A 21797-nucleotide genomic window follows, 5' to 3' on the forward strand; every position below is an offset into this window, starting at 1 on the left:
GGGAATCCTTTCGCGACTCAAGCGGTCGGGGGGTGAAGCGGTCAGGAAGGGTTGCCGAAGAAGTCGGCGGAGCCGAACGGGACAGCGGTGAGCCGGCCGTCGGGGTGCAGCACGGCCACGACCGGTCCGACGCCGATCGCGGTGACGCCCTGCGGGCTGGTGACCACTGCGGTGAACGACGACCTGTCGACCGGGATGGTGGCGGTGACCTTGCCGGTGGCCAACGACACCGCGCTGAGCTGCCGGGCCGGGTCGTTGACGCCGCGGTTGTGCACGACGAGCGCCTGCTCCGACCCGGCCCCGGCCAGGGCGGTGCCGCTGATCACCAGGCCCGCCTGCTGGAACACCGCGTCGCCGACCGCGGTCCGGTCGCCGTCCGGGGCGCGTTTGACCAGGGTGTGGCCGGGGCCGCCGTCGCCCCGGGCGACCAGCTCGACCTGCCCGCCGGCGTACTCGGCCTGCGGCCTGGTGCTGGTCCGGACCTCGCGCGCGGCGCTCTCGGAAAGCTGCCCCGCCCACGCGGCGGTGGTCGCCGGGTCGGCCGGTGTCGCGGTGGCGGTGTCCAGCGCGATCGTGGAGACCCGGCCGTCGCCGCCCATGGTGACCACGCGGCGGTTGTCCGCGTCGAACCGGTAGGCCCACGGCGCGGCGATGTAGGAGGAGCCGAGGCCCTCGATCCCGGCGCCCTCGGCGACCTTCGCCCCGTCGGCCAGGTCGAGGACCACCAGCCCGGAGTCCATGGCCACGTAGGCGTAGCGGGCACCGGCCGCCAGCACGTCGGCGTTCCCGACGATCCCGTCGGACAGCTGGGTGTCCCAGCGCAGTTCGCCGGTGCCGGTGTCGCGGGCGGCCAGCCGCACCTGGAACATGTCCTGGAACATCAGCTGGAACATGCCGCGCGGGCCGTGCCGGGTGTAGGGCACCAGCAGCGCCTCGCGGCCGTCGACCACGGCGAAGCCCGCGCCGCCCTCGGCCTCGACGTCCGGTTCGGACGCCACCAGGTAGGAGCCGCCGAAGAACAGGCAGGCGAACAGGGCCAGCGGGATCAGCGGGATCAGCGGTCCGCGCCACGACCGGCGCGGCGGCATGCCGTACGGCATGGCCGGGTAGTACTGCGGCGGCGTCCCGTACACCGGGTCGGGCTGCGGAATCTTCATGGTGCCGAGCGTGCGCCGCCGGACCGTCCTACCGATCACAGGATCGGTGCCGGCACGGCCTCCGACCAGCGCGGACGTCGGACCGGCTAGGCTCGCGGGGTGACTACGGGCGCGCGGGCGACGGTCGGGGCGGCGTCGCCGAGAGGGCTGCTGATCGACCGGGCGTGGTCGCGGCTGGGCGACGCGGTCGCGCCGCTGGGCAACGGGTCGGGCCGCCCGCTGGCCCGCACGGTCAAGCTCGTGCTGGACCCGCTGGTGCTGCGCCCGGTGCTGCACCCGGAGTTCGCGGCGGGCGCGGTGGCCGCCGAGCACGCCGACGCGCTGGTCGACCGGATCGTCGCGGCGGGCCCGGTGCTGGCCGCGACCGCCGCCTGGTTCCTGGTGCTCAAGAAGGCGCGCCGGCGCGCGGGGATCACCGACGGCAACCCGCAGGACCTCTACTTCCAGCGCTGTTACGAACTCGCGACCGTGCACGGCGACCCCCGGCTGAGCCCGAACGCCGCCGAGCGGGCGGGCGCGGTGCTCGCCGAGGTGCACGACCAGGACGGGCCGACGGTCGCGGGCCTGCGCGGTTTCGTGACCGACCCGGCCAACGCGCCGGAGCTGACCCGCCTGCTCGACGCCGCGTGGTCCGCCGCCCCCGATCCGGTCGAGCCCGGCACGACCAGCCCCGGCGACTTCCTCGCCACCTGCGCCACCGACCCCGACCCGGCGCTGTTCGACGCGCTGGTCGCGCAGCGGGCGGGCACGCGCGGCGCGGCGGACCTGGCGGAGCCGGGCGCGGCGCGGGCGCACGGGCTGTCCGACCGGGACCGTCCCGACCGGCCGGTGCTGGGTGGGACCGCGGCCAAGCAGAGCCTGCCCAAGCCGTTCGACCGGTCCATCGTGGAACGGCTGTTCGTGCCGCTGACCACCGCGCACCGCGACGCGCTGGCCGACGTGCCGGCGCTGGTGCGCCAGGAGATCGCCCGGTCGGCCGGGCCGTGGCAGCTCGCCGACGAGGCCGGCCGGGTGGTGCTGGTGCTCGGCCGCGAGGCGGTCGCCGGGCTGGCCGGGGACGTGACCGGCGACGCGGCGGCCCGGTTGCGCGGCCGGTGGGAACGGGAGGCGTACGTGCGGCGGGCGCAGCGGATGCCGTCGGCGGTGCCGGAGAGCGTGCGGGCCGACGTGCGCGGCGTGCGCGAGGCGTACCTGCGCCGGCTGTGGGTCCGCACGCACGGCCGTGAGCTGCGTCGGGAGACAGTGCCGGCGGACGGGCTGTGGGACGTGCTCGACGGCGTGCTCCGGTCGGTGATCCTGGACCAGCGCGACCGGTTGCGCTCGGCGCTGGAACGGCGGGCCGCCGGATGAGGATCACCAGGACCGACGGGATCGAGGTCGGCGAGTGGCCGCACCCGGAACGTGCCGCGCTGCTCGAAGGACGGGGTGCCGTGCTGGCGTGGGACGTCCTGGGCGACGCCGCTCCGGCCGCCCGCGTGCACGACCCGGCCCGCGCGGCGGACTGGTTGTGGGAGGCCTACGGCGAGCAGGCGGCGGCCGGCATCCTCGGTGACGCCGCCGAGATCACCGCCCGGGACTGGCCCGAGGGCCGGACCCTGGCCCGGTTGACCTGGCTGGAAGCGTGGTGGCCGGCCTCCGCCGAGGCGGGCGTGCCGGCGCTGGACCCGGTGGTGCTGCTCGCCGAACGCGCACTGGCGACAAACGCCGTGGAACACCTGCTCGACGACGAGGACGCGACCGCGCGCGCCCTGGCGGCGGTGCCCGCCGACCCGGTCGTGGCCGGCCTGTCCGAACGGCTGGCCGCGCTCGCCGAGGACTACGGGATCGTGCTGCCCGCCCCGGTCGCCACCCGCGCCGAGTTCGCACTGGCCGCCGGCGGCGCTGCGGGCGTGGACGGGGTGACCGTCCACAGTGGAGCCGACCCGGTCGACTGGGCGCTGGTCCCGGCCGGCGCGGTGGACGCGGCGGCGGACGCGCGGTGGGCCGTGGTCCGGCGCGGCGGCGGCACCTTCCTCGACGTCGTGGTGCCCGGCGGACCCCGGCCGGACGTGCCGCTCGCGGCCCGGTTCGGCCCGGTCGACCTTCCGCTGGAGGGCACCGACGACCTCGGTCGGCGCACCGGCCGCGCCGCCGTGCCGCCGACCGTCCTGCTGCTGCCGCCGGCCGCGCGCCGGCTCACCGTCTACGCCCCGGGCTTCGCCGACCCCTCCGACCCCTCCGCCCGGCCCGCCGACCCCGACGCCCCGGCCCGGCGGGCGGCGATCATCGCCCACGCGCGCACCCGGCCGGACGCGCCGGACGCGACCCTCACCGAACGCCTGGCGGGCCGCCGGTGAGCAAGTGGTCGAGGCTGAACAACGAGGGCGTGCACCGGTTCCAGGCCGGTGACGTCGCGGGCGCGATCGCCGCGCTGGAGGCCGCTTCCCAGGTGGCCCGCAAGGACCAGCGGACGACGACCCTGGTCAACCTGGCCGGCGTGCTCGACGCCACCGGCGACCAGGCGCGGGCGGCGCAGTTGCTCACCGACGCGCTGGCCGTCGCCGCGCCGGCGGCGCTCGCCGTCGTGCACGCCTCGCGCGCGGACGTGCTGTTCAAGCTGGGCCGGCTGGAGGAGGCGCGGCAGGACGTCGAGCGGGGTTTCGCCACCGCCCAGCCGCACGAGACGGTCGTGCTGCACCACGTCCGCGCCTGCCTGCTGCTGTCCGAGGGCCGGTTCGCCGAGGCCGAGGCGGAGGCGTTGCGCTCGGCCGAACTCGCCGCCGCGCACGCGCCGCACCTGGCCGCGCACACCCACGCGAACCTGGCCGCCATCGCCGAGGCGGCGGGCGACCCGGTTAAGGCCGCCGAGTACGGCCGGCTGGTGGAGCGCCCCGAGGGCGTGCGGCCGCTGAGCCCGCGCTGGCACCGCAGCGGCACCCTGAACAGCCAGGGCGCGATGCTCGCGATGTCCGGCGACGCGGCGGGCGCGCTGGCCGCGTTCGAGGCCGCCTACCGGGAGACCGTCGGGTCCGACGAGGTCGAGGCGCTGGTCTGCCGGGCCGCGGTGGCGGGCAACCTCGCCGGCCTGACCGACCCGCTGCGCTGGAGCACCGAGGCGATCACCCTGGGCCGCACCGTCCTGGACCGCGTCGGCGACGCCTACGGCACGGCGGGCGTGCTGGTGGCCGCGCTCGTGGCGCGTGCCCAGCTCCTGCGGCACGTGTCCCGGTCCGACGAAGCCCTCACCGACCTGGCCGAGGCCGAGGCGCTGGCCGGCGCGCAGCCGCCGATCCTCGTGGTGCGCGCCGCCGCGCTGGCCGCCGGCGGCCGGTTCGGCGAGGCCGCCGACGTGGCCGCGGCGGCGCTCGACCTGGCCTACGCGTCCGCGCCGCAGTTGGCGGCGTTCGTCCACGCGACCCTCGCCGACATCGCCGACGGCACCGGCGACCGGGCGGGCAGCGCCGAGCACCTCGGGCTGAGCCGGGACCTGGCGCAGGCGACCGGTGACGTCGCCGCGCAGGCCACCGCCGTGCTCAGCCTGGCCCGGCTGGCCTACCTGGCGTCGGACAACGACCGCGCCATCACGCTCTACGACGAGGCCGAGGGCCTGCTGCGGGCGGCGGGCGACCAGCACCGGCTGCTGGTGTGCCTGCACGGGCGGGCCGCGGTCGAGATCATGCGCGGCCGGGCCCGCGAGGCGTTGGGAATGCTCGATCGCGTCGCGGAAGGCGGCTGGGCGACGCCCGGCGAGCTGATCGCCGTCCACCAGGTGCGCGGTGCGGCGCTGGAGGCCCTGGGGGAGTACGCGGCGGCCGACGAGCAGTACGGCGCGGCGGTCGAGCTGGCGCGGCGGGCGGGCTTGTGGCACGTGGCGCTGGGCGGCGCGTGGTGGCGGGCGGACGCACTGGTCCGCTGGGCGTCCACAGTGGACGGTGACGCGCGGCGCGCGTTGAGCGAACGGGCGCTGGACTGGGCGCTGCCCGGCGCGCTGGCCGCCGAGGCGGTGCGGCAGCGGTTCCCGCACGGCCCGGTCCGGGAGCGGTGGGTCGCGCTGGCGGCCGCGCCGTCGCTGAGGGCGGCGTTCACGGCGATCGCCGCCGTGGGCGACGTCGAGCTGGCCGCGGCCTACATCGACCACATCGCGGGCACGGTCTCGCTCAGCCCGGCCGAGGACGCCCCGGAAACCCCGGCCGCGCGCGGCGAACTCGTGCGGTTCCCGTTGCCGCCGAAGGCCGAGGAGGAGCACCTGCCGTACGCGGCGTCGTTCCTGGCGGGCACGGGGGAGGACCCGGCGTTCCCGGCGGCGGGGTTCGCCCTGCCGCCCAGGGTGCGGCTCGACCCGGCCGTGCCGTCCACCCTGGACCGGTGGATCGACGTCGCCGAACGCCGTTACGGGTTCCCCGTGCGATCGGGTCAGGCGGTGATCTCGTGGTAGCGGTGCAGGTCAAGTTCGTGGACGCGGGCGAGCTGTACGTGTCGTGGCGGTGGGAGCACGAGCCCGACCGGCCGCGCGTCCTGGTGCTGCCCCGGGCGCTGGTGCAGGAGCCGCTGGCCGACCTGGCGCGCGCGACCCCGTCGCCGCTGGCGGGGGAGAGCGCGGGCGACGCGCTGGTGCGTGCGCTCACCCACGGCCCGCTGGTGGACCGTGACCGGGAGGTGGAACTGGCCACCCGGCTGGCCGGCGCGCTGCTGCCGCAGCAGCTCGCGGCCGAGCTGAACGCGGTGCTCACCGAGGGTGGACGGCCGCACCTGCGGATCAGTCCGTCACCGTCGACGGCGCTGGTGCCGTGGGAGGCGCTGCGGATCGACGACGGCGAGCGGACCGTGCACCACGCGGACGTGTCCGTGCTGCCGCCCGCGACCGTGCGCAACGCGGTGGGGCGCGAGGTGTCGCCCCACGACGGGCCGGTGGTCGGCGTGCTCGACCCGAGGGTGCCGGGCTTCGGCGACGCCTCCGGCCTGGGCTCGGTGCTCGGCCCGCCGGGACCGGAGCTGACCGCGCTGGCGGCAGGTCATGCGCCCGGCGGCGTGCGGCGCGACGACATCGACCGGGACGTGCTGGAACACGCGCTGCGCGACGCCGGGCGGCTGCTCTACGTCGGGCACGTCACGACCGGCGGCCACGGTCTCGACGCGCGGCTGCACCTGTCGTGCGGCGCGGACACCACGGGCCGGGCCGCGCTGGTGGGCGCGCACCGCCCGTTGACCGCCGCGGACATCGCGTTGGGGCACCGACCGGGCGCGCCCGAGCCGTGGCGCATCCCGAACCGGGTCGCGCTGGTGGCCTGCGAGAGCGGCGGCGACGCCCGGTTCGCCGAGCCGACCGGCCTGGTCGCGGCCCTGGTGCACGGCGGGGCGGAGTACGTGGTGTCGACCCGCTGGACGCTGCCGACCGACGCCGGCCTGGCCGCGCTGGTGCCCGACTTCCCACCCGTCCCGGTACTGGAGCGGGCGGTGCTCGCGGTGGACGCGGCCCAGTCCGCACCGGACCCGGTCGCCGCACTCGGCGCGTGGCAGCGCGACCAGGCCACCCGCTGGGAGCGGACCGGCGACCCGGCCTGCGCCCCCGTGGTGTGGGCGGCCTTCGCGACCGCCTGGGCTCCGCAGCGGTAGCCGGCGGGCCGGCGGCTGGGGCCGGGTCAGCGGCGCAGGGCGGGGATCTCGCGCAGGCCGGGGTCCCGGTGGCGCAGCAGCCACGGCTGCGGCTCGTTCTCGGGCCGGTCCCGGTCGGGCTGGATCACGGCCACGCCCAGCACGGGCAGTCTCGGCAGCCCGACCGCCACCACACCCGTGGTGCCGCCGGCGATCCACATCGTGCCGGTGTCGGCGATGTTGGCGATCACGTCCAGTTCCGGGAGGGGGAACTGCACCAGCGCCGTGCCGCCGGGCAACTGGGCCAGCCCGGTCACGCTCCGGTGGGGCTCCCACGGGAACAGCGTGACCGGGACCGGCGTCCAGGTCTGCGCGGCGTGCAGACCCACCTCGGCTTCCCGGTAGAGGCGGCCTATCGGGACGAAGCACGTGGCGGCCAGCGCGGAGAGCACCAGCACGAGCCCGCCGACGACCAGGCCCGGCACCGACAGCGGCCACAGGCTCAGCGCCGCGACCACCGCGCCCAACCCGGCCCCGACCGCGGGCCACAGCCAGGCCTTCCCGTTGTAGCGGAACCCCCGCGCCGCGCGGGCCACCGTGGGGTCGTCCAGCGGCCGGGCCGAGACCTGCGGCAGCCGTTCGCGGGGCCGCGCCGGGCGCGCGTCCACCCGCACCCGTTCCATCCGGCACATCCCGGCCATCCGGACCACGGCCCGCCCCTGCGCGTCGGGCCCGCACAGGAACACCTCCTGCCGGTCCAGCACCAGCTCCGCCGGCTGCTGCAAGAACCCGCGCAGCACCACGGTCTCGCCGTCGAACACGATCAGCCGGTCCTCGGGGACGTCCTCCTCCTCGGCCGCCGTCGTCGCCGCCACCCGCCGCCACGGCCCGTCGAGCAGGCCCCGCCGCAGCGGCGCGGTCTCCGCCGGGCGCATCACCGGCCCGAGCGAGCAGAACAGCGCCACCAGGCCGAGCAGCACGATCGCCGCCACGGTTCCCGGGGTCGCCGGGACGAACAGGACCAGCGCCGCGACCGCCCCCGCCGACACCGCCGCGACCACCCCCAGGACGGTGGTGACCATCCGCAGTTCGGCGAGCGCCAGGCCGGTGGACCAGTCCTCGCGGGCCGGTACGTCGGTGCGCGGTTCCAGGTAGGCAGGTCGCATCGCGTCACCTCTCGCCGACCCGAGCGACTCGGGCTTTCGGGCTTCCCGGCAATGATCGGTGATTCGGCAGGTCGGTACAACCGTTTTCGGGATTCCGCGGAGCGATCACCGCAGCCACTCCGCGCGGTCCGCTCCCCACCGGCTCGGCGGGCTCCACGCGGTCGGCACGCCGTCGTAGCCGATCGGGGACCGGGCGTGCCGCAGCGCGCCGGACGGCGAGTCCAGTTCGGTGACGAACGGCGCGGGATCGTACTGCGCCGGAACGGAAAGGGAATCGTCCACATCGGACTGTCGCAGGTCGTGCAGCAGCCAGGACGCCGTGCCGGCCAGCGAGAGCCGCACGTGCCGCCCGCCGGTCTCGGCGCGCTCGGCCAGTCCGCGCAGCACGGCGGCGGCCAGCAGGTACCCGGTGCCGTGGTCGAGCGCCTGCGCGGGCAGCGCGCCCGGCCGGTCGTCGTCGCCCTCGACGACCGCGATCCCGCTGCCCGCCTGCACCAGGCTGTCGAACCCGCGCCGGCCTGCCCGCGGCCCGGTCCAGCCCCACGCGCACAACTGCGCCACCACCAGCCCCGGCCGGCGCTCCAGCAGCGCGTCCGGCGCGAGCCCGAACCGGTCCAGCGCGCCCGGTCGGTAGCCGGTCACCACGACGTCGGCCGTGCTCAGCAGCCCCTCGAACACGTCCCGGTCGACGGCCAGGTCCAGCACCGCCGACCGCTTGCCCAGCCCCGTGTCACTCAGGGTGTCCCCGTCCTCGGGCAGGCCCGGGGGATCGAGCCGCAGCACGTCCGCGCCCAGCAGCGCCAGCGTCCGGGTCGCGACCGGCCCGGCGAACACCCTGGTCAGGTCCAGCACCCGGACGCCGGACGCGGGCGTGGCGGCGGGCGGCAGGCCGCGTTCACCGCCGCCGACCGACCTGGTCTCGACCAGCGGGTGCCGTTCGGCCGAGACGCCCCGGACGGCGACGGCCAGGCCGCCCGCCGCGGACACGTCCTCCTCGATCGCGGCGGCCGGTCGGGTCGCGAACACCTCGGCGACCCGCGTCACGAGGGCGTCGTCGTCACCCGGGTCGGGCACGCCGGCCGCGCCCAGCAGCCTGGCCCGGTGGTGCGGGTAGTTGGCGTGCGTGCGCACCCAGCCGTCCGCCGTGCGCCAGAACCGCGACAGCGGCGCGAACCACACCGGGGCCCGGCCCGCGATCCGCAGGTGCCGTTCGCTGACGAACGCGGTGGCCACCGCGCCCTCGTGCACCCGGACCGGGGGCGGCGGCGTCCCGTTGCGGTGGGCGAGCAGGTCGGCGGCGGCCAGCGAGCACGCGCCGACCGTCGCGCGGGCCAGTTCCCGCACCGGCAGCCGCGCCGCCAGCGGGCTCCGGACCGGGTCGAACTCCACAGTGGCGGGCGGCCCGCCGCCGAGCGCCGCCCACGCCTGTGCGGTTCCCGCGTCACCCCGTCGTGTCATGAGTGCCATCCTGCGTCAACCAGCACACCCGGAACACGAGACAAGACCCGCGTCATATCCTGCAAGCAGGTGTGGACAAGGGGGGCACAGCAGTGCGATATGCGGCCATCGGCGACAGCTTCACCGAAGGCGTGGGGGACGAGCGCCCGGACGGTTCGTGCCGGGGGTGGGCGGACCGGGTGGCCGAGGGGCTGGCGGCCGGGCTCGGCCGGCCGGTCCAGTACGCCAACCTCGCGGTCCGGGGCCGGCTGCTGGAGCCGATCGTGACCGGGCAGCTGGACCTCGCGCTGGCGATGGACCCGCTGCCCACCCTGATCACGCTCAACGGCGGCGGCAACGACATGATGCGGCCCGGCGTCGACGCGGACCGGCTGGTCCGGCTCACCGAGCACGCCGTGCACCGGTGCGCCGACGCGGGGGTGCGGCTGGTCCTGCTCAGCGGCGCGGACCCGTCGCAGCGGCTGCCGCTGGGCCGCACCGTCCACCGCCGGGGCGTCGCGCTGACCCGCGCGGTCAAGGCCCTGTCCCGGCGGTACGACCTGCTGATGGTGGACGCGTTCAACGACGCCGAGGTGCGCCGGGCGGCGTACTGGTCACCGGACCGGCTGCACCTCAACGCGGCCGGCCACGCCCGGGTCGCCGCGCTGGTGCTCACCGCGCTGGGCCACCCGACCACGCCGCAGCCGGTGGAACACCCGGTCGTGGCCCGCGAGCTGGCCACCGAGGCGCGCTACTACCGCGAGCACGTGGCACCGTGGCTGGCCCGCCGGCTGCGCGGCCGGTCCTCCGGCGACGACCACCCGGCCAAGCACACCGGCTGGACGTCGGTCGAGGCGCTGCCGACGGTCTGACCGGGTCAGCGACCCAGTCCGAGCGCGGTCGCCAGGGCCCGGAGGTCGTCGCGCAGCCGGGCCTCGTCGGCCACGTCGACGCAGCTCGTGGTGAACCGGAACGACAGCCGATCGTCCTCCGGGACGTTCACCTGCACCTCGCTGTTGCCGTCCAGCCGGCCGATGTACCCGCTCATCCCGGTGCCGCTGCGCAGCAGGTCCTCGAACTCCTCCTGGACCTGCGCGGGCACGGCGGCCCGGACGTCCAGCGCGATGGAGACGACCTCGGGGGAGCGGCCCAGGAACACGTCGTTCTCCCGTTCGCAGCCGGTCGTGGTGATCTCGAACGGCACCGCGCCCACGTCCGGGTAGCCGGTGCTGCGCGCGGTCAGCGACCGGATCGGGGCGGAGACGACGTCGCCCGGCTGGGGCGGCTGGATCGTGGACCGGTCCAGCAGCTCGATGCCGAACAGCACGGTGCACAGCGCCCACACCGACAGGCCGAGCGCGAGGAACCCGCCGCCGATCGACAGCTTCGGCGCCAGGTCCAGCGCCCGGTCGCGCCCGTCGAGGCCGTAGACCGCGTCGAGGTCCGGGCGGGCGGCCCGCAGGGCTTCGGTGAACTCCTCGTAGGGGTGCTGGTGGCGCCACCGCAGCCGGTAGCGCTCGCCCGGCGTGTCGATCTCCACCACCTTGCGGTCGAACGCGTCGGACCGGCGCAGTGCGAGCAGCCCGCCGATCAGCAGCGACTGCGGCAGCCAGAACGCCAGCCAGAACGGCTTGGCCGAGACGTGGCCGAACCGGGTGGTGGTGATCGTGTCGTAGCGGATCCGGGACTTGCCGAGCACCAGCTCGTCGGCCCCGAACACCGCCGTGCGCGGCCACCAGGTCCCCAGCAGGCCGGCCACGGCCACCACCAGCACGTCGGCGAACACCATCACCCAGAACGTCGGCCGCTCCGGGGTGACGGTGATCGCCCACCCGTGCCACACCGCCGCCGCCAGCGCGAGGCCGGCCACCGTCCACGCCCGCGCACCGGCGGAGTTCAACCAGACCCGCTTGTCCCCGTCCACACCACCGCAGACGTGATCGCCGGCCGGTCGGTTCCGCGTTCTCAGGTGAACGCGTTGACCACCTCCTCGGCCCGGTCGCGGTCGACGTGCAGGCGCCACAACGCTTCCGCCAGGTCGTCGGGGTCCAGCGCGCGGGCGACGGCCGGGCCGAACCGGGCGGGGTCGGCCAGCGCCGCCCGGTGGATGTCGCCGCGCTCGATGAGCCCGCCGATGGTCAGGGTGCCCGCGTAGACGCCCTGGTCCGAGAGTGCCGCGTGCAGGGTCAGGGCGTAGTTGCGCAGCGCGGCCGCGGTCAGCGCCATCGCGCCCAGTGGCGGCATCGGCAGCACCGCGCTCAGCCCGCCCGCGAACAGCAGCGAGCCGGAGCCGCGGGCGAGCATCGCCGGCAGCAGGCGCTCGACCACGTCGACCGCCGGGTACAGCCAGTCCATCGCGGTCCGGACGTCGGCCGCGCCGATGTCGGTGATGGGTGTGAGGGGCTGGTCGAGATCGGCCGCGCCGGGCCCGTAGTAGACGACGTCGACGCCGCCGAAGCGCTCGATGACGGTGTCCAGGGTGGTCAGCAGGCCGGCGCGGTCACGGGTGTCGGCGGCGAACGCCTCGGCGCGCACGCCGGCCGCGGCGAGTTCGGCGACGTAGCCGGCGTGCCGGGTGGTGGTGCGGGAGATCAGGGCGACGGCGTGCCCCTCGCGGCCGAACCGGTGGGCGACGGACATGCCCAGGCCGGGGCCGACGCCGATGACGACAGCGGTCTTGCTGGTGGACATGGGGTCCTCTCGTCGGGCTTGAAGTCGAGGCATCCCTCGACTTGGAGTGCCGACGTTAGCACGAACCTGAGGGTGTCCTCGATTTCGTATGATGGCCGGATGGCAGCCGAACCGAGACCGCTGCGCGCGGACGCCGCGCGCAACCGGGCCAGACTGCTGGCCGCTGCCACCGAGGTGTTCGCCGAACAGGGCCTGGCCGCGCCGCTGGAGCACATCGCGCGCCGCGCGGGCGTCAGCATCGGCACGCTCTACGCGCACTTCCCGACCCGCCAGGCGTTCCAGGACGCGATCTTCCCGGAGCGGCTGGCCGTGCTGGACCGGATCGCCGAGACGGCGCTGGCCGACCCGGACCCGTGGAACGGGTTCGTCGGCTTCCTCACGGGCGTGTTCGCGTTGCAGGCCGAGGACCACGGCCTCAACGACGCGCTGGCCCGGCGGTTCCCGAGTTCCGGCGAGGTCGCGGAGGTGTGCGCCCGGGGTGCCGGGCACGCGGAGCGGATCGTGGCCCGCGCGCAGGCCGGTGGGCAGTTGCGGGCCGATTTCGAGTTGGCCGACCTGACCGCGCTGACCTGGGGGATGTCCCAGGTGATCCGGGAGTCGATGGACAGCGCGCCGCACGCCTGGCGGCGTTGCCTGGCGTTCATCCTGGACGGTCTGCGGGCCGAGGCGGCGCACCCGATCCCGGATCCCGCGCAACTGTGACAGGTACCTGCCAACCCGGCAGTTCGTCCGACCGGCCGGCTTCACCAGCGCCCGCCGGCAGGTGCTCGGCGTGGTCGACCACGAGCCCGCCACGGCCGCCGCGGTGGCCCGGACCATGGGGCCGACCAGGCAGGCGGTCCAGCAGACGGCGAACCGTCTGGATGGTCCTCACCCCGCGCGGCCGGACCGCCCTGCGCCAGGTCAAGTCGCGCTGCGCCGGGGGAGCGTCGGACTGCACTTCTGCGCCATGTCCTTCGACCCCCGGTGGAACTGGATCCGACATTTTCCGGACCCGGCGGGAGCGCGCCGGCGGAACTGTCCGGAATGCGGCGGAACTCGCCGGCGAGTGATCCGCGTCACGAGCCCTGACGTGCGATTTCCAGGTTAACCGGAACCGAACTCGACGTGACCGCGTCAGCATTCATACAGTGACCCTGACGGCACCGGGTTACCGCCGGGCGTCGTGGGCAACGTGATTCGGGGGACGGGCATGGCCGGGTACGAGATCGTCGCGGGGACGTTGGACGGTCACAGCAAGCAGTTGGCGGATCTGAGCGCGCGGATCGAGGGCGCGGTGCAGGCGGCGCAGACCGTCTCGATGCCCACCGACGCGTACGGGATCCTCTGCCAGCCGTTCCGGATGATGCTCGACCCGGTGGAGTCGTGGGGGCTCCAGGCGTTGCAGGGCGCGGTCGAGGCCATGGAGACCGCCGGTAACGAGGTGCGCGGCACGGTCAACCAGTACCGCGAGATGGAGGACTCCATCCGCGACAGCTTCCAGGCGGGTGGCTGATGGCCGGGGAGAACCCCCTGGTCGCAGCCCCGCCTGCGGAGCCCGGCGGGGTCTTCAACGCCGGTACGGGTGACAACGGTTGGGCGACCGGTTTTTCGCTGGCGGAGTCGGCGATGGACACGTTCAACGGGGTGCGGGACGGGAACTGGGTCGAGGCGGGCCTGGGGATGATCGGCCTGGCGGCGGATGCGGCGTCGATGGCGATCGACCCGTTCGGGACGTTGATGTCGTCGGCCGCGTCGTTCCTGATGGAGCACGTGCAGCCGTTGAAGGACATGTTGGACTGGCTGGCGGGCAATCCGCCGGTGATCGAGTCGTACTCCACGACGTGGGGCAACGTCGGTACGGAGTTGGGCAAGGTCGCGGAGGACTACAAGGCGGCTGTCGCGAAGGGCACCGCGGGGTGGGAGGGCGCGGCGGCCGCGGCGTACCTGACCAACGCCCAGGTGCATGGTGATGCGTTGTCGGGGGCGGCGTCGGCGGCGGGGACCGTGGGGACGGTCGTCGGGATGATGGGCATGGTGGTGGGGTTCGTGCGCGAGTTGGTGCGCGACCTGATCGCCGACCTGGTGGGCAAGTTGATCGCGTGGGTGTTGGAGGCGGCGTTCACCCTGGGGTTCGGGACGCCGGTGGTCGTGGCGCAGGCGGTGACCGCGATCTCGCGGTGGGCGGCGAAGATCGCCAAGGTCGTCAAGGACCTGTTGAACACGATCAAGCGGGTTTCGCCGATGCTGCGGCGTCTGGTGGAGGTGTTCGAGAAGATCGCGAAGGTGGTCGGGAAGCTCGCGGGCAAGGCGACCGGGCTGGACGTGCTGGACCCGAAGAACATCAAGCGGGGCGGCTTCCTCCAGACCGGCAGGACCGACGTCGACACCCCGTCGGGCAGCACCCGGGGCTCCGGCGACACTGACACCGACACCCCCGGCGATTCCGGCGACAGCACCCCCGGCACCAACGGCACCCCTGGCACCAACGGCGACTCCGGGGACTCGCGACCGGCGAGGCCCGGTGACGGCACCACGACCACGTCCGGCTCCACCCCGACCGACACGAGCCCGCGACCGGGCTCCGGCGACCCCGGTTCCCCGAGCGCCCCCGGCGCCAGGCCGGGGCGCGGCGACAGCACCGGCACACCCGACACCGACCAGCCGCGCGGTAACCCGAACGCCGCGCCACCCGGAACGACCACGCCCAGCGGCCGCCAACCACTCGGCGAGACGCGGGGTGGTCCGGGCGGGAACTCCGCTCCCGGCGGGCACGCACCTGTCGGTGAGACGCGGGGTGGTCCCGGTGGGAACTCCCCTCCGGGTGGGCACGCACCTGTCGGTGAGACGCGCGGTGGTCCTGGGGGCAACGCTGCTCCCGGTGGGCACGCGCCCGTTGGTGAGACCCGTGGTGGTCCGGGCGGGAACTCCGCGCCTGGTGGGAATCCGGGACCGGTGCGGACCGATTACACGCAGACTTCGACGGCGGCGGCACCGGCCGCTCCGGCACGCCCCGACCAGCCGCACGCCTCGACGCCGCGTGACCCGAACTCCGTTGCGCCGCAAGGAAACCCGCCTGGCGGCACCGCTCCCGGCGGCACCTCGCCAGGTGGGTCGCCCGGCGGCGGCCCGGGTGGCGCTCCCGGTGGTGGCGCGCGGCCCGGCGGTGGCGGTGGCTGGACCGGGACGCCCGGCAGCCGTGGCGACCTCGGATCGGGCGTGCCCACCGGCCGAAGCCCGGACGCTCCCCGGCCGTCGTCCGGCCCGTCGTCGACGAACCCCTCGCACGCCGGCCCGTCGCACACGAGCCCGTCCAACACCAACCCCGCCCACGCGGGCCCGTCCCACTCCGGTCCGCCGAACGCGGGCCCCCCGCACGCCGCTCCGCCGAACACGGGTCCTTCCCACGCCGGGCCCCCGAACGCCGGGCCGCCCAACGGGAGGCCTCCGGGCACGCACAACCCGTCCGGCAACACCCCGCTGGTCAGCCGAGGCCCCGCACCCAACCAGCACGCGCCGAACCAGCACGCGCCCAACCAGCCCGGTCCGTCCCGCGTGCCCGAGCACACCGGCCGAGGCCCGGACCACTCGCGCCCGGACGGTGGACGCCCCGCCGATGCCCGACCCGCCGATGCCCGACCCGATGGTGGTCGGCCGGAGGGGGTGCGGCCTGAGCAAGGGCGGCACGGTGACGGGCACGACGGGCGGCCTCAGGGCGATCCGGACCACCGGCCGGACGGTGACGGGCCGCAGAACGCGCCGCACGACCGGCCCGGTCCGGACGAGGTGAACCACCGGCACGCCGAGTCCACGCCCGCCGGCACGTCGTTCCACCGGGGCGACGACGACATGGGCGACCTTCCGCAGCGCGTCCGGCCGGACCCGGACGGGCGGTACACCGTCGACGTGCACGTCACGCCGGACGGTCGCGCCCGGATCGGGGACCACACCTACTCGCCGGAGGAGTTCGCGGACATCCTGCGCCGCAACGGCGACTACGACGGCCGCCCGATCCGGCTGATCGGCTGCGACGCGGGCTCCAACGACTTCGCCCGCCGGCTGTCCCGGGAGCTCGACACCCCGGTGCTGGCCCCGACCAAGCCCGCGTGGACCGACTCGCAGGGCCGGGTGTTCTCGTCGGACTACGACGTCGACGCCAACGGCAACCGCACGCCCCGCATCCCGCCCAACGGGCAGTGGGACACCCACCACCCCGACGGCAGCACGGCCAGGGCGGGCGACGACGCGTTCACCCCGGACACGCCCGACGCCGACAAGCACGACCTCGACCCGGACGACGCGCAGGCGCGGGGTGACGGCGACAACGGTCTCGACGCCGACGACGACCCGGCGTTCGACCCGCCGCCGCCCACCCGGGTCATCCACCCCGACGACCCGGCGTTCCACGAGCGGTTCGTGGACTGGGACCGGCCCACGCACCGGCCCGGCGCGACGCCGCAGGACCCGCCGGTGCCGATCGCCGTGCACGACCCGCCGATCCAGGTGCCGCACCAGGAACGGCCGATGATCCCGGACGGCAACGCCGACCCGGACTTCCACCGGCCGACCACGCCCGACCCGGTGCCGCCGTCGCTGCGCGGCCACACCCCGCTCAGCGAGTACACCGCCTACCCGGTGGTGCACGCGAACGGCACCCGGACGACGTTCTTCACCGACGAGCACGGCAACGTCAAGTGGGTTGAGGCCGAGCCGGGCTCGAAGCAGAACACCGCGCTCGACGCGGAGGGCAACCCGCTGGGCAAGGAGGCGCAGAAGTGGGCGGGGTTCAACCCCGACCTCGGTCACCCGCTGCTGCCCGACGCCCAGTACCGGGTGCCGAACTACCACAACGACGAGCTGTTCCTGACCTTCCACACCGACCGGCACGGCCAGACCGACTCGATGACCGGCGACGTGGAGGCCGGCGGGCAGACCCCGGACTACCGCGACGACCAGAAGGAGCGGGGCGCGCAGCGGCGGGCCCAGATGGAGGGCGAGGCGGCGTTCCCGCCGGAGACCCCGGACCGCCCGCGCACCGACCAGGAGACCCAGGACGCGCGGGTCAAGTGGGCGGGCGGGCACCTGGTGTCCAACGAACTCGGCGGGCTCGGCGAGTACCTGAACATGCACCCGCAGATGGCGGCGTCGAACTCCGGCAACTACAAGGACGGCTGGACCAACGCGGCGTCGTGGCGGGCGCAGGAGGTGCAGCTCAAGACCTTCTCGGAGGATCCCGGCCAGGACATCCGCAACTACCAGGTGCGGATGCAGCGCGACGCGGACGGCGTGCCGGGCGAGGTGACCATGCGCTGGCAGGAGGTCACCTACAAGACCGGTCCGGACGGGCAGCCGACACTGGACGAGCAGCGCCGGCCGATCGTGGATTCCGTGGTCACCAAGGAACGGGTGTTCCCGAACAAGCCGGAGGTGAACTATGGACCCCTCGAACGGTTCAAGGGCCGCTGAGCTGGTCGCCGAGGCCGCCAACGCGCTCGCGTCGGCCGCCCCGGCGGGCTGGTCGGAACTGGCGCTGTCGGTCACCGCGACGGTGCTGGCCTACGACTACGCGGTCTCGGTGCAGGACGACCGGGGTGCCGACCCGGGCACGGTGGTGCTGTCGCCGGTGGTGATCGACGCGTTCCAGGAGTTGCGGGGCGTGCTGTACGAAGAGGACCGCGGCACGTGGTTCTCCGCGCGGCTGGTGCTGCGGCGCGGTGCGGAGCCCGAGGTGTCGTTCAACTACGACCAGGACCCGAAGTGGTGGCCCGCGCTGCACCCGGCGACGTTCGTCCGGGACCTGGAGGTCTTCCCGCGCACCGAACAGCACATCCCGCCGTGGCTGCGGGCGTTCCTGGACGAGGGCGAGGCGGCGGTGCTCGCCCAGGAAGGACGGCAAGCCCAGCAAGCGCAGGAAGGCCGGCAAGCGCAGGAAGGCCGGCAAGCGCGGGAAGCCCCGCGAGCGCAGCGGTAGGCTGCGGACGGACCAGCACCGCGCCCGCCGACCGGGCGCGTCCTAGGAGGACTCCACACCATGCCGAACTGGCCGCAGCTCAGCCCCGTCGAGCAGCAGCAGGCGCTGGCCGAGATCACGCGGGCCGTGATCCCCACGCTGCCCGAGGGCTGGCAGCGCCTGGTGCTGCGGGCCGACATGATCGGCCGGCACACCCAGGCGGAGGCGGGTGTCCAGATGGCCGACAAGTCGGTGCGCGGCTGGGAGATCCCGCCGGAGGTGTGGCGGTCGTTCCAGGAGCTGCGCAAGGGCATGTACGCCGAGGGCCTGGGGTCGTGGGTCGGCTTCGAGTACGTCGTGGACCCGCCGTTCCGCTACCAGATCCGCTACAACCGCGACGAGCGGCCGGCGTTCCAGACCCCGCCGACGCCGGACGACTTCGCCACCGAGAACCGCTGGTTCCCGCGCACCGAGGAGAACATGACCTCCTGGTTCCGCGAGGGCCTCGGCGACCAGGCGTCCTGACCCGGCACCGTCCACAGTGGACGTCCACTGTGGACGGTGTGACCGGCGGTGAAGCGGGGGTCAGGGTTTGCTGAACGACGCGGCGAGGATCTGGCGGGTGGAGGCGTCGGGCAGGTAGGCGCGCAGCAGGGCCAGGCCGATGCGCGGCAGGTCGGCCTCGTCGCGGTAGGCCAGGTGGACGGGCTCGTAGCGCGGTGAGAACTTCGCCTTGAACGCGTGCAGCGAGCGGAAGCCGTACAGCGGTTCCATCGCGCCGCCCAGCTTGTCCAGCACCCGGTCGACGCCCTCCAGGTCGGCGGAGCCGCCGCGGGCCAGCGGCGCGCCGGACAGCGAGACGAACCGCGCGCCGCGCTCGCGCAGTTCCAGGCACGCCGACGCGATCATGAACTCCATCACCGGCCGGAACCCGTCGGTGCGCCGGCGCATGACGTCGAGCGTCCACCCGCGCACCTGGCCGCCCGGCCCGAACACCGGCAGCCACGACGTCACCCCGTGCACGCTGCCGGTGCCGTCGATCGCCAGGCCGACCCACACCCGCGGGTCGAGCGCCTCGTCCACGCCGCCGAGCGTGAAGCCCATCTCGGGCAGGCCCTTGTCGCCCACCCACTGCTCGGAGATCGCCCGCACCTGCGCCAGGATGGCGAACGGCTCGTCGGCCAGCCGCACCAGCCGGAACTCCAGGCCGTCGCGCTTGGCGTGGTTGAGCGCGGTGCGGATGTCCTGCCACTTCTTGCCCTTGAACGACAGCTCCGGCAGGTCCACGACGGTGTCCTCGGCGATCTGCACGGTCTGCCAGCCGTCGGCCCGCGCGGCCCGCGCGACCTCGTCGGTGACCGAGAACAGGCACGGCACCAGCCCGCCGTGCTCGCTCATCGCGGCGAACTCGCGGACCGCCTCGGCGGCCGTCCCGGCGGGCACCACCGGGTCGGCCAGCGCGATCGCGACGCCCGCGTGGCGCTGGTAGCCGACGTACCCGCGCCCGTCGAGGGTGAAGTAGAACCGGTTCTCCGGCCACACCGTCATCCACGACATGGTCGAGCCGCCCACGTCGGTGAGCAGGCCGCGGGCCCGGCTGAGGTTGAGCTCGTCGGCGGCGACCCCGCCGATCAGCCGGCGGCGCAGCGGAACCCGGAACGAGCCCCGGTTGAACAGCAGCAGCGCCAGCTCGCCGAGCCACAGCAGCCCGCTGCTCAGCGCGACCGGCGCGCCCTCGGGCAGTTCGCCGAGCAGGATGAACAGCAGCGCGAACGCCGCGCCCAGCACGTTGAGCGCGCCGAGCACGACGGCCACCCACCACGCCCACCGCTTGCCGTACCGCAGCTGGTTGGCCACGAAGCCGACCAGCACGAGGTCGATCAGCACGTCCAGCAGCGGCAGGGCGTCACCGGAGGTCTCGCCGAACGGCCCGTGCCCCGGGAACAGCAGCACCACCAGCTCCACGAACACCAACGCGAGCATCCCGCCGAACGCCAGGATCCGGGTCTCCCGCCGGGTGCGCGGCGCGTACCCCGGCTCGACGCCCCACAGCCGCTGCCCGACGACCATGCCGACGAACACGGCCAGCCCGTGCGAGACGTCGGTCAGCGTCCCCTCGAACAGGAACGCGACGGTCGCGTAGAACCACAGCGCCGCCCGGACCCGCAGCCGCCACGGCGAGCGCAGCGTCGCCGACGTGACCGCGACGACCGCCAACGCGCCGGTGGTGAACCCGACGTCACGGGCCTGCGCCACGTGCTGCGCCCACGTCCACGACGTCGTGGACAGCGCCCACACCAGCAGCGACGCGCCGGTGATCCCGGCGAACTGGCCGATCACCGCGACCAGCGCCGCCCGCTTGGTGCCCAGCCGCAGCTCGCACGCGCCGACCAGCACCGCGAACAGCAGCACGCCGCCGACGAACTGGACCGGGTTGAGGGTGAAGAACCACCCGACGACGAACGTCCAGACCTTGCCCTCGCGCAGCGCCGGCACCCCGTAGGCGACCTCGTGGAACCACGACTCGCGCCACAGCGGCCGCCACACCGTGCGGCTGACCAGGCCGACCAGGACCAGCGCGCAGACCACCGCGCCGGTGAACGGGACCCGGCGCACCAGCTGGGGCACGCCGCCGACCGCGCGGGACGCCCAGGTCTCGAACCCGGTCACCGCCCCGGCCGCTCCAGCGCGGTCGGCAGGGCCTGGGTCGGTACGGCCACCTCGTTCATCCACCCCTGCACCTCGGTCTCGTCCCCGGCCGGCGGCGGAGCACCCCGCACGTCCGGACAGCGCCGGCGCGCCGTCAAGTCCACCGGGGTCGCCGCGGTGAAAGCCCGGCGTCCCCGTGGAAGGTCAACCGTATTGTCTCGGCGCGGTCCTCGCTGGTCGCCGGCTCTCGCCCGGGTGCCGCCGAACGACCAGCCGCCACCAGGCGCGCTGCGGCGAGCGCGCCGACGATCACGGGTGCGCTCGGCACGGGACCATCTGTTGGCGACCCTGCGCCCACGTAGTCGGCTTCCGGTCGAGCGCTCACGGGTCGTGCCGGCCCGCGAACAGGTCGACCAGCGGGTCCCACCGGTTGCGCCTGCCCGTCGGGAACCGGCGTTGCGCCCGCAGCATCTTGCGTGATTCCCGAGGGTATCTGCGGCGCGCCCAGAACGACGTGGGCCGGGCCAGTCGCAGCGCCACCACCAGGGCCACGACCGGCACGAACAGGCCCACGACACCGGTCAGCGTCCGTCCTTTGAGGATCGCCACGACCGAGCAGAGGACGTTCACCGCGACCACCGCCAACGCCACCCAGTGGTTGTCCTCGGGGTCTTGGTCGAACGGCGAGAGGCCCGTCAGCATCAGCAGCCCGACGACGAGCGCGACGAGCACCGCGTCCACCGACCGGCGGCCCTCGGGACCCCAGTACACGTCGTCCAGCCGCAGCCACAGCGCGAACTCGTCCAGGGTGAGCGCCGCGCCCACGCCGAACAGCGCGCCGGTGAGGTCCGCCCAGCCTTCCTGCGGCCGGTAGACCAGCCCGGTCGCGCCGACGCCGAGCAGCAGGAAGATGCCGAACACCTGGTGGTGCAGGTGCACCCCGCCCACCGACAGGTCCCGGAACGGCCCGCGCCCGGCCCGGATCAGCCCGGTCACCAGCCTGGTCACCAGGAACGTCACCACGAACGCCGCCACCAGCCAGGCGACCACGGAGCGGTCGGCCACCGCGCCCGCCTCCTCTCCGGGTCCGGGCGTGCCGGGAGACCGACCGGAACCGACACTGTGGCGCAGGTCTCGGTGGGCCGCCAGTCGATCGTCCGCAGTGGACGCGGGTGGACCGGGTCGGGGCGGGCCGGC

18 protein-coding genes are annotated in these 21797 nt (G+C 74.9%); 10 read left to right on the top strand and 8 right to left on the bottom strand.

Annotation, left to right across the window (positions count from 1 at the left end; genetic code table 11):
- Positions 1-41 precede the first annotated feature (41 nt).
- Positions 42-1157, bottom strand: a complete 1116-nt coding sequence (locus tag BN6_RS17655; protein WP_148302908.1) for a PA2928 family protein — start codon at positions 1155-1157, stop codon at positions 42-44.
- Between the two features lie 99 nt (positions 1158-1256).
- Between BN6_RS17655 and BN6_RS17660 the strand changes: the two genes are divergently transcribed.
- From BN6_RS17660 to BN6_RS17675, 4 genes are read left to right on the top strand one after another with little or no spacing between them, the layout of a single operon-like run.
- Entirely contained in the window at positions 1257-2507 is a 1251-nt protein-coding gene (locus tag BN6_RS17660) for a hypothetical protein (RefSeq protein ID WP_015101052.1), read from the top strand.
- The gene (locus tag BN6_RS17665) at positions 2504-3493 is read left to right on the top strand and encodes a hypothetical protein (RefSeq protein ID WP_015101053.1); all 990 of its coding nucleotides are present in this window, start codon (positions 2504-2506) and stop codon (positions 3491-3493) included. Before BN6_RS17660 ends, BN6_RS17665 begins: the two co-directional genes overlap by 4 nt.
- Complete coding sequence (locus tag BN6_RS17670; protein WP_041313088.1) at positions 3490-5571, top strand: YfgM family protein; 2082 nt, start codon at positions 3490-3492, stop codon at positions 5569-5571. Before BN6_RS17665 ends, BN6_RS17670 begins: the two co-directional genes overlap by 4 nt.
- Positions 5565-6749 carry a CHAT domain-containing protein gene (locus tag BN6_RS17675; protein WP_015101055.1) on the top strand — a complete coding sequence of 395 codons (1185 nt, stop codon included), beginning with the start codon at positions 5565-5567 and terminating at the stop codon, positions 6747-6749. Before BN6_RS17670 ends, BN6_RS17675 begins: the two co-directional genes overlap by 7 nt.
- Positions 6750-6775: 26 nt before the next feature.
- Here the strand turns inward: BN6_RS17675 and BN6_RS17680 are convergent, their stop codons facing one another.
- Together BN6_RS17680 and BN6_RS17685 are read right to left on the bottom strand one after the other, a co-directional pair.
- Positions 6776-7894 carry a hypothetical protein gene (locus BN6_RS17680; protein ID WP_015101056.1) on the bottom strand — a complete coding sequence of 373 codons (1119 nt, stop codon included), beginning with the start codon at positions 7892-7894 and terminating at the stop codon, positions 6776-6778.
- Positions 7895-7999: 105 nt separating this feature from the next.
- A complete protein-coding gene (locus BN6_RS17685; RefSeq protein WP_015101057.1) occupies positions 8000-9352 on the bottom strand; it encodes a CoA transferase in 1353 nt (450 codons plus the stop codon).
- A 92-nt stretch (positions 9353-9444) separates the two neighbouring features.
- On the opposite strand from BN6_RS17685, the gene BN6_RS17690 reads away from it, so the two are divergent.
- Positions 9445-10203, top strand: a complete 759-nt coding sequence (locus BN6_RS17690) for an SGNH/GDSL hydrolase family protein (RefSeq protein WP_015101058.1) — start codon at positions 9445-9447, stop codon at positions 10201-10203.
- A gap of 5 nt (positions 10204-10208) precedes the next feature.
- Here BN6_RS17690 and BN6_RS17695 read toward each other — a convergent pair whose 3' ends face one another.
- Together BN6_RS17695 and BN6_RS17700 are read right to left on the bottom strand one after the other, a co-directional pair.
- The gene (locus BN6_RS17695) at positions 10209-11255 is read right to left on the bottom strand and encodes a hypothetical protein (RefSeq protein ID WP_041313091.1); all 1047 of its coding nucleotides are present in this window, start codon (positions 11253-11255) and stop codon (positions 10209-10211) included.
- Positions 11256-11296: 41 nt separating this feature from the next.
- Positions 11297-12022 carry an SDR family NAD(P)-dependent oxidoreductase gene (locus BN6_RS17700; protein ID WP_015101060.1) on the bottom strand — a complete coding sequence of 242 codons (726 nt, stop codon included), beginning with the start codon at positions 12020-12022 and terminating at the stop codon, positions 11297-11299.
- Positions 12023-12121: 99 nt separating this feature from the next.
- Here BN6_RS17700 and BN6_RS17705 point away from each other — a divergent pair, with 99 nt between their 5' ends.
- The 5 genes from BN6_RS17705 to BN6_RS17725 all read left to right on the top strand — a co-directional run bounded on the left by BN6_RS17705 (position 12122) and on the right by BN6_RS17725 (position 18476).
- Positions 12122-12724 (top strand): TetR/AcrR family transcriptional regulator, encoded by a 603-nt coding sequence (locus BN6_RS17705; protein WP_041313095.1) that lies wholly within the window; start codon positions 12122-12124, stop codon positions 12722-12724.
- A gap of 490 nt (positions 12725-13214) precedes the next feature.
- The gene (locus tag BN6_RS17710) at positions 13215-13517 is read left to right on the top strand and encodes a type VII secretion target (RefSeq protein WP_015101062.1); all 303 of its coding nucleotides are present in this window, start codon (positions 13215-13217) and stop codon (positions 13515-13517) included.
- 113 nt (positions 13518-13630) lie between these two features.
- Positions 13631-17467 (top strand): hypothetical protein, encoded by a 3837-nt coding sequence (locus BN6_RS49640; protein WP_158509402.1) that lies wholly within the window; start codon positions 13631-13633, stop codon positions 17465-17467.
- A complete protein-coding gene (locus BN6_RS17720) occupies positions 17436-17972 on the top strand; it encodes a hypothetical protein (protein WP_015101064.1) in 537 nt (178 codons plus the stop codon). Before BN6_RS49640 ends, BN6_RS17720 begins: the two co-directional genes overlap by 32 nt.
- A gap of 60 nt (positions 17973-18032) precedes the next feature.
- The gene (locus tag BN6_RS17725) at positions 18033-18476 is read left to right on the top strand and encodes a hypothetical protein (protein ID WP_015101065.1); all 444 of its coding nucleotides are present in this window, start codon (positions 18033-18035) and stop codon (positions 18474-18476) included.
- 60 nt (positions 18477-18536) lie between these two features.
- On the opposite strand, the gene BN6_RS17730 is transcribed toward BN6_RS17725, so the two are convergent.
- From BN6_RS17730 to BN6_RS17735, 3 genes are all read right to left on the bottom strand, one after another.
- On the bottom strand, positions 18537-20684 hold the full coding sequence (locus BN6_RS17730; RefSeq protein WP_015101066.1) for a bifunctional lysylphosphatidylglycerol flippase/synthetase MprF: 2148 nt from the start codon (positions 20682-20684) through the stop codon (positions 18537-18539).
- Positions 20618-20764, bottom strand: a complete 147-nt coding sequence (locus BN6_RS48840; protein WP_231905327.1) for a hypothetical protein — start codon at positions 20762-20764, stop codon at positions 20618-20620. Before BN6_RS48840 ends, BN6_RS17730 begins: the two co-directional genes overlap by 67 nt.
- Before the next feature lie 217 nt (positions 20765-20981).
- Complete coding sequence (locus BN6_RS17735; RefSeq protein ID WP_015101067.1) at positions 20982-21665, bottom strand: hypothetical protein; 684 nt, start codon at positions 21663-21665, stop codon at positions 20982-20984.
- Positions 21666-21797 lie beyond the last annotated feature (132 nt).

Origin of the sequence: Saccharothrix espanaensis DSM 44229, from assembly GCF_000328705.1 — a bacterium.
Taxonomy (GTDB): Bacteria; Actinomycetota; Actinomycetes; order Mycobacteriales; family Pseudonocardiaceae; genus Actinosynnema; species Actinosynnema espanaense.